We start from the raw sequence: 5,588 nt of genomic DNA, 5'->3' as shown, positions 1-5,588 counted from the left end.
CCCTAATTATTTATAATGGTGCGTTACGTCGCGGATCTTATTTATTCGTTAATTTTATAATCTTTTCGCGCTCCTAACGCACCCTACAAACTGCTGAATTACTGTTTCAAGTATAATGATCAATTATGATTTTTAAATAAAATCTGCTAAACAATTACCTAATTTTAGATTTTCTATATTTTCAAAATCACTATCATAAGTAAATAAGATTAAATTATGTTGAACTGCTGTAGCTGCAATCCAAATATCATTAGTAGGTATAGGTTTTCCTTTTTTCCTTAATTGCTGATAAAGGAGAGCATAACATTCTGATGTTTTTTCATCTATGGTAAATATTTTGACCCTAGTAGATTCCATGAATTTTTCTAATTCATAACGATTAAGTTCTAGTTTATTTCCTAATGCAAAACCTCCTAACAGTTCTCCCAGGATAATAGAATTGATAGCAATAACATCTACATTTCTAATTATTGAAACTGCTTCATTTTGATTACGTTTAAAAGCAGTATAAGCGTTGTATCTAGTAAGATTGATTTTACTGCCATAATTGTGGATCTATTTGATTGAATTGTTGAGTATTAAGTAAAAATTCAGTTTCATCTTCTTGAGTCCATGTTCCAGCAAGATAATCTAAATCATGGTAAGAATTAGAAAGATGTTTTTCTACTGTTTCCAAGGTTTCCGGTGGTATATTTTGGGATGAAAAAAGCCCATTTTTTACATTATTTATTTTATCTGTAAATTCTTTTATCCATTGATAAAGGTTATCTAGTTCTTGTTCTGGTATTCTGTCAATTTCTGCTTGAATAAGTTTTTTTACCGTCATAAGTAATACTCCTGCTGGCAATTTATTATATTATATCTGAATGATGTAAAAAATACCGTCCTCAACCCAAGCCGGAAGTAATTTGTAGTAATTTGTAGGGTGTGTTAGCGACAGCGTAACGCACCTCATATTGATTAAATAATTTATTGTATTATCTTTTTTAAAATCCCATTTAATTATAATGGTGCGTTACGTCGCGTATCTTATTTATTCGTTAATTTTATAATCCTTTCGCGCTCCTAACGCACCCTACAAACTAAAATCCTGGGTATCCTGATTCGGACAAATAAAAATCACTAACTCCCCACCAAAAATCATCCAATAATATCCTGTAAATCCTAAAATCCTGGATATCCTGATTCTGACAAATAAGAATCACCAACTCCCCACCAAAAATCATTCAATAACATCCTGTAAATCCTCAAATCCTGGAGATAGATTTTTGTTGCTTTTAAATTGGTAATTTGTAGGGTGTGTTAGCGACAGCGTAACGCACCTCATATTGATTAAATAATTTATTTCATTATGTTTTTTTAAATCCCATTTAATTATAATGGTGCGTTACGTCGCGGATCTTATTTATTCGTTAATTTTATAATCCTTTTGCGCTCCTAACGCACCCTACAAACTGCTACAAACTGCTACAAACTGCTGAATCAGGATAAACAGGATTTAAGGATGTACAGGATGTGTATTTTCGTGTTTAGTATATGATTCAGCCTGTATTGTACTACAGGTTTTTTCTTAAAACCCGGAAAACCGAGTGCCAGGTATCGGAAACCCAGAACCCGCAAGGCTTCGTGGAAAATCACCTGTTCATAAATCTTAATAATTTTCTGTAACCTTTAAATATTAAGGTTTACAAGTCTCGATGCGAGAGAAGAAAACCAAACCAGCCGTCCGCCCTCCTCTCCTCAGCTTCCCCGTTGGGAGGTGTCCTTCTGGTGCTTTTTTATCAAAAGTAATACCTTTGTAGTACAACCAACTCCCTCCTTTTCTCCATCCTACCTTGTCCCCGAAGGCTTGCCAAATTTTCTCGCTGTAATACCTTGTTCCACCCAGACTTTGATAAATACGCTTTTGGACTGAAAAACCAAAATGCCCGTTACTGTATTTTACCCACAACCGGTCAATAGTGCGGAGGTCTTCACAGGGAAAATTATCAATACTGTTCGGATCTAACCAACCTTCCTTTTCCCGTTTCGCAACCGCTAACATTACCCGTAATGTTTCCTCGTCTGCTTCCTTCCACTTCTCCCCAGCCAGCAAATCACGCAGTTTTTTGTAATCCTGTCCTACGGCTGATTTGAGTCCCCCCTCCTCGCTTGCGGGGAGGGGGTTAGGGGGTGGGGTTCTTCTCTGGGGTTGGGTTACTGGTGGTGTTTGTACATTTTTAACGGGTTGTTGAATATCAAAATTAATCGGTTTTTGAACCACCAAACCCAAATTTTCCCGAAACTTCAACACCGTGGGAGTTCGTTTTTCCGGTTCTACCTCCATACCCTGCAAAATAGCAGCATTCACCCTCTGACTCACACGGGGGTTATAATGCTTAGGTTCTGGTAAAGGTTCATCATCATATCTACGGTTAGTTGCGGGTACTGGGGAATTTTCTCCCTCATTTCTCAATCCATCCGCAGTCAAAAGATAATATAAAGTAGCGGCTAAAGCGTAAACATCCGTATGAGAACCAAAATTACCCTTTCGTCGATATTGTTCAATGGGTGCATAACCCTCCGTAAGTGAGTTAGTCATGCTTCTTGTTGCAATACTGCGAGTTAAACCAAAATCAATTAAAACCGCTTCTTGTTTATTTTGTCGTAACAGAATATTTCCCGGTTTAATATCGCGGTGTAACTGTCCCTTGTTGTGAATATATTCTAAAGCCTGACCAATTTGATCTATATATAATAGTGCTTCTGCTTCTGATAATTGTCCCTTAGTTTGGACGTGTTTAAATAAAGTCGCCCCATCAATATATTCCATCACCACCCCAAACAGAATACCCTCTTGGATAACTTCATAAACTTTAAGAATATGAGGATGGTCAAAACCTTTGATTGTCAATGCTTCGTTAATAAACTTAACCTGCTGTTCTGTGAAATCGTCCCTGCCTTGCATGGCTGCATTTAGGGTTTTGATGGCGTATAATTTACCAGTGTTGGTTTCTTTGGCTTTGTATGTAGTCCCAAAACCACCGCTACCCAATGGTTGACCCTGAATGATAAATCTACCGTTATTAATTTGTTGCCCTGGTTGCCAAATAATCATACCTTTGATTGTAGATACTGTCGGGGTTGATTTAATATATTGTAGCGGTTATATCATACCTAATATGCCGATTTTTTAAAAAAGACAGTTGCTAGTGGGGTAAATTGTCTGAATCAGGATTTCCAGGATTTAAGGATGAACAGGATTCAAGACTACATTTTAAATCATTACTAGGACTTATTTACTGTACAAATTAATCATAATCTGCTTTCAACAAAATAGGTTGTTTCAGGTTGGGACTAATTATATTTTTACCGATAAACTAACCGTGGGGTAGGGGTTTAGTTAAGCTAAAAACATTAAATCAGGTAGGTTGGGTTGACGTTAGGAAACCCAACATTTACGAGCTTTTGTTGGGTTGCGCTGTCGCTACAAAAACTAATAACTATTTATTCTGTGAATAAAGCTTCTAAATCTTGACGACCATTCACGACTCTAAGAATTTCTACATTGTTATCAACAACTTGATAAAAAATGATGTAACCATTTAAAGGAACTCCACGCATTCCCTGTCTTATATATTCGTAACTGCGTCCCATCTGGGGAAATTGTAGTAAATTTTCACACTTTTTTGTGAAATCTTGAAAAAGTATTTCTCCCGTTTCAATATTTCTATTTAAAAAATAATTAGAAATGCTGTCTAAATCTCGAATTGCTAGAGGTGAAATCAAACATTGATTCATTTTTTATCCTCACGGACATGACGAAATCTCGCTTGTATCTGTTCAACAACGGTTTCTAAAGGAACTCCTTCCCCTCGTTCTAATTCTGCTGCGGCTTCATTAACTTTAATTTTCACATCTTCTACCCAGTCTTCATATTCTCGTTGTTTTTCTTGTAAAAGTTCTAGAGCTTGATTGATGACAGCTTCAACATTAGGGAATCTTCCTTGATCTAACTGTTTTTTAATAAACTGTTCTTGTTCTGGTTTTAGGATAATATTCATTGTCTATTTCTTACGACTGAATAATTTTAATTATAAACGTAATTGTCTGAATCACAACGCCATTATGGAAGTCACCCCATCAATATATTCCATCACCACCCCAAACAGCATACTCTCCTGGATAACTTTGTAGACATTAAGAATGCGGGGGATGGATGGCATATAATTTACCAGTGTTAGTTTCTAACCGTGGGGTAGGGGTTTAGTTAAGCTAAAAACATTAAATCAGGTAGGTTGGATTGACGTTAGGAAACCCAACATTTACGGGCTTTTGTTGGGTTGCGCTGTCGCTTAACCCAACCTACAAAAACTAATAACTATTTATTCTGTGAATAAAGCTTCTAAAGCTTTGTATGTAGTCCCAAAACGACTGCTACCCAATAGACCCTGAGTGATAAATCTACCATTATTGATTTGTTGCCCTGATTGCCAAATAATCATACTTTTGATTGTAGATACGGTGGAGATTAATTTAATTATATCATTACGTTGTGTTAGATCCCTAATTTCTTGAAGAAGTCGGGGATCTCGGATGTTATAATATCAAAATATGTAAATTAGAAGGAGTGGCAATGATGTTGTTAGAACTAAAGCGCATTCATGTACCACCAGGACAAAGGGTTTTATTAGAAAATGTGGATTGGAAAGAATTAGAAACCATTATTGAAGAATTGGGAGAACATCGTGCAGCGCGAATAGCTTATGATAGGGGAATATTAGAAATTATGAATCCTTTACCAGAACATGAATTTGATAAGGAAATTATTAGCGATTTAGTTAAGGCTTTATTAGAAGAATTAAATATTGAGTTTAGATGTTTTGGTTCTACGACATTTAAAAATCAATTTATGGCACAAGGTATAGAACCTGATCAATGTTTTTATATTAAAAATGAAGCTGTAATTCGGGGTAAAAAAAGACTAGATTTAACAATTGATCCACCTCCAGATTTGGCTTTGGAAATTGATATTACTTCCCGTACCCATTTGAATATATATCAAGGTTTAAAAGTTCCTGAAGTATGGCGTTTTGAAAATGGAGTTTTGCGAATTAATCTTTTACAAGATGGTGTTTATGTGGAATCAACATCTAGTTTAAATTTTCCTAATTTACCTTTAACTCAAGTTATTCCTCAATATTTAGAGAAAAGTAAAACTATGGGAAGAAATGCTATATTAAAGGCTTTTAGAGTTTGGGTGAATAATTAATTTATAGCAAGATTTAAACGCAGATGAACGCGGATGAACGCGGATAATTTTGTACTTCATTTGATTAGGAAATGCTATATAAAAAATATCCTAAATGTAGTTAGGGAAATGTTGGTTTGGACTCAATAATTGTCAGGGTTTAGCACTGCTAAACCCCTACCTGTGTTGGGATTTTAGTAATTATTTTAACAACGCTTGTTTAAACTCCTGTGCATTTTGAAAATAAATTTGTGGCTTTTCTGTTAAAGCTAAATCTATCACTTTTGCTAGTTTGATCGGAATATTACCATTACGTTGTAAAATCGGTATAGGATTGTTTTGCAAAACATCTAATAAC

Annotated in this window: 6 protein-coding genes; 1 reads left to right on the top strand and 5 read right to left on the bottom strand. The window is 35.4% G+C overall.

The genetic code is table 11. The features are described 5' to 3' along the window. Window positions 1–132: 132 nt before the first annotated feature. The 5 genes from VB711_RS26210 to VB711_RS26190 form a co-directional block, all read right to left on the bottom strand. On the bottom strand, window positions 133–435 hold the full coding sequence (locus VB711_RS26210) for a type II toxin-antitoxin system VapC family toxin (protein ID WP_416233628.1): 303 nt from the start codon (window positions 433–435) through the stop codon (window positions 133–135). Window positions 436–535: 100 nt separating this feature from the next. Then, window positions 536–826: a hypothetical protein gene (locus VB711_RS26205; RefSeq protein ID WP_323289366.1), complete on the bottom strand. Its 291-nt coding sequence runs from the start codon at window positions 824–826 to the stop codon at window positions 536–538. An 852-nt stretch (window positions 827–1,678) separates the two neighbouring features. Beyond that, a complete protein-coding gene (locus VB711_RS26200) occupies window positions 1,679–3,097 on the bottom strand; it encodes a serine/threonine-protein kinase (RefSeq protein WP_323289365.1) in 1,419 nt (472 codons plus the stop codon). A gap of 389 nt (window positions 3,098–3,486) precedes the next feature. Beyond that, a complete protein-coding gene (locus tag VB711_RS26195; protein WP_323289364.1) occupies window positions 3,487–3,780 on the bottom strand; it encodes a type II toxin-antitoxin system RelE/ParE family toxin in 294 nt (97 codons plus the stop codon). Continuing rightward, window positions 3,777–4,043 carry a type II toxin-antitoxin system ParD family antitoxin gene (locus VB711_RS26190; protein ID WP_323289363.1) on the bottom strand — a complete coding sequence of 89 codons (267 nt, stop codon included), beginning with the start codon at window positions 4,041–4,043 and terminating at the stop codon, window positions 3,777–3,779. Before VB711_RS26190 ends, VB711_RS26195 begins: the two co-directional genes overlap by 4 nt. 575 nt (window positions 4,044–4,618) lie before the next feature. Between VB711_RS26190 and VB711_RS26185 the strand changes: the two genes are divergently transcribed. Beyond that, a complete protein-coding gene (locus tag VB711_RS26185) occupies window positions 4,619–5,251 on the top strand; it encodes a Uma2 family endonuclease (RefSeq protein ID WP_323289367.1) in 633 nt (210 codons plus the stop codon). The last annotated feature ends 337 nt before the right edge of the window (window positions 5,252–5,588 follow it).

The sequence above is a fragment of the Cronbergia sp. UHCC 0137 genome (genome assembly GCF_034932285.1).
Classification (GTDB): Bacteria; Cyanobacteriota; Cyanobacteriia; order Cyanobacteriales; family Nostocaceae; genus Cronbergia.
The sequence above is the reverse complement of the archived record's forward strand: the minus strand, read 5'-3'. Positions and strand labels throughout refer to the sequence as shown.

Excerpts from the sequence above, each read along its gene's own strand:
- VB711_RS26205 (WP_323289366.1), bottom strand. The coding sequence starts at position 826 with ATGACGGTAAAAAAACTTATTCAAGCAGAAATTGACAGAATACCAGAA.
- VB711_RS26200 (WP_323289365.1), bottom strand. The coding sequence starts at position 3,097 with ATGATTATTTGGCAACCAGGGCAACAAATTAATAACGGTAGATTTATC.
- VB711_RS26195 (WP_323289364.1), bottom strand. The coding sequence starts at position 3,780 with ATGAATCAATGTTTGATTTCACCTCTAGCAATTCGAGATTTAGACAGC.
- VB711_RS26190 (WP_323289363.1), bottom strand. The coding sequence starts at position 4,043 with ATGAATATTATCCTAAAACCAGAACAAGAACAGTTTATTAAAAAACAG.
- VB711_RS26185 (WP_323289367.1), top strand. The coding sequence starts at position 4,619 with ATGTTGTTAGAACTAAAGCGCATTCATGTACCACCAGGACAAAGGGTT.